Annotated in this window: 1 protein-coding gene; it reads right to left on the bottom strand. The window is 67.8% G+C overall.

Translation table 11 applies throughout. The annotated features are described in order from the left end of the window. Nucleotides 1–153: 153 nt before the first annotated feature. Nucleotides 154–1,497: an IS1380 family transposase gene (locus BM396_RS31755; RefSeq protein WP_091995330.1), complete on the bottom strand. Its 1,344-nt coding sequence runs from the start codon at nucleotides 1,495–1,497 to the stop codon at nucleotides 154–156. Between the last annotated feature and the right edge of the window lie 122 nt (nucleotides 1,498–1,619).

The raw sequence follows: 1,619 nt of genomic DNA, 5'->3' as shown, positions 1-1,619 counted from the left end.
TAGCCCGTCTTATTCATCGGGCTTTGTCGGCGGTGGTTTTTAGGCTGATGGCGAGCGGGATCGCGCGTCTGTTCTGACGCGTGTGGATCCGGAATGTTTTGTCAGCGCTGGAGGGATGTGGACGGGTTCGTCGGGGCGTCGCTGCCCCGTCGTTCAGGCTGGCGCCGGGGCGAGCGCGGTCGCGAGGTGGCGCAGAAGGTCAGCATCAGGGCAGGCGGCGGCGAAGGCGAGGCGAACCCGGCTGGCGGTCTCGCGGATGCGAGCTCCGAGCTTCAGGAGGCGCAGCCGGAGGGTGGCGAACTCGGCCGTGGCGAGGCGGTGCGCCTTCGGGATGGTGTCGCGCACGCTCAGCATCAGCCAGTAGGCGGCCGTGTGCAGGACGAGCCGCATCTGGTTGGCGGCGGGATGCCGGCAGGAGGTACGATCGGAGGCGAGCTGGCTCTTGTGGAGCTTGATCAGGTTCTCGGCCTGTCCGCGGGCACAGTACAGGTCGGCATAGAGCCATTCCGGCGTGCCGGTCGTGATGTTTGTGACGACATAGCGGATGTCGAGGCCGAGCCGGGTCGCCTCGATGCGGGCGGCGACGCGACGCTGCTGCCGCCAGGATTTGGCCGCGTGCCGGGTCTCGGCAAAGCCGCGCACCGCATCCTCGTTGTCGATGGCTCGCACAACTCTGATGTGATCGGCCGTCTGTTCGACCTTGGCGGCCAACGCCTTGGTGCCGCTCAGGCCGAAGACGTAGCTGACTCCATGGTTCTCGCACCAGTCCATGGCCTCGGGCCGCCCGTAATGGCCATCGCCCCGGATGGTGATCGCGGTGTTGGGCCAGTGGCGGCGGATCGCCCGGACGAGGCGGCGCAGATGCCCGCGGACTTCGCGGCCCGAGGGCGTCTTGCCCGGCCGCAGGATCATCGCCACCGGGCGACTGGTGGCCGTGTCGTAGACGTGGATCGGCAGAAAGCAGCGCTCATCGTGATGGGCGTTGAACAGCGATAGCTGCTGCTGGCCGTGCACCACGTCGCAAGTGTCGTCGATGTCTAGGGTGACGGCGGCCGGCGGGACGGGGTAGCTGGCACAGTAGAGGTCGACCAGCACCCGCCCGAGCCGGATGAGGTCGCGCAGGCCCGGCGTGTTCTCCAGCCGCGAGACGGTGGGCTGGCTCATCAGGTCGTGCCCGCTCTCAGGCAGGCGGCCGCAGGCGAGCTTGAAGGCGGGGTCGGTGCGCAGGTGGTCGAGGTCGTCGGCATCCTCATACCCGCAGGCAATCGCCAGGATGCGCGCCAGCAGGATCTCGGGCAAGGGATGCAGAACCCGGCTGGGGTCACGCCGGTCCGGGATCACGGCGGCGAGCTTGTCGGCGATGTCCAACCGCCGGGCGGCCTGGGCGAGCAGCAGGACGCCGCCATCCGAGGTCAGGCGTCCGCCATCGAAGGCGGCTGTGAGCTTCTTGCCCCGAACGGATGGAAACGCGAACGGGAGACACGTAGGATCGGACATGGCGGGCGTGGCAGGCTCGGTGCGGTCTGAAGGCTTGGCGTCAGCACCCAATCCCTAAGCCACATCAATGCTTTACGCTACGCTCGCCATCCCAGATCCACCGTCCTCGTGAATAAGACGGG

It is taken from the genome of Methylobacterium sp. UNCCL125 (genome assembly GCF_900116795.1).
In the GTDB taxonomy this organism is placed as follows: domain Bacteria; phylum Pseudomonadota; class Alphaproteobacteria; order Rhizobiales; family Beijerinckiaceae; genus Methylobacterium; species Methylobacterium fujisawaense.
The sequence above is the reverse complement of the archived record's forward strand: the minus strand, read 5'-3'. Positions and strand labels throughout refer to the sequence as shown.

What these genes read in the sequence shown, in the direction of transcription:
- BM396_RS31755 (WP_091995330.1), bottom strand. Translation starts at nt 1,497, where the DNA reads ATGTCCGATCCTACGTGTCTCCCGTTCGCGTTTCCATCCGTTCGGGGC.